Below are 253 nucleotides of genomic sequence, written 5' to 3' on the forward strand. Positions count from 1 at the left end.
GGGCCGTTTCGGAAGAGATGTTGCCGCATATTGCAGACCGTCCGTTAAGCCTCGTGCGTTGTCCGGAAGGCTCCGCACATCAGTGCTTCTATCAGAAACACGTCAATCACATGCTGCCCGCGGGCGTGGCAGTGTGATGGTGGCTGACAAGAAAGGCGGCGCACCTGAGCCATACATCACACTCAACACCGCAGAAGCTCTCGCCGGACTCGCGCAGATGAGCGTGCTGGAGATCCATCCCTGGGGCTCGCGC

At 60.1% G+C, this 253-nt stretch carries 1 protein-coding gene and 1 pseudogene; both read left to right on the plus strand.

What is annotated here, in order from left to right; all coding sequences use genetic code 11:
* Positions 1-17 precede the first annotated feature (17 nt).
* Positions 18-68: pseudogene (locus JAO32_RS20140) on the plus strand (hypothetical protein); the annotation flags it as partial.
* Positions 59-253, plus strand: a 195-nt coding sequence (locus tag JAO32_RS20145; RefSeq protein ID WP_443082624.1) for a hypothetical protein, incomplete at its 3' end; no start/stop codon positions are given. The pseudogene JAO32_RS20140 and the gene JAO32_RS20145, both read left to right, overlap by 10 nt.

The sequence above is a fragment of the Terriglobus sp. ADX1 genome, from assembly GCF_036877645.1.
Lineage (GTDB): Bacteria > Acidobacteriota > Terriglobia > Terriglobales > Acidobacteriaceae > Terriglobus.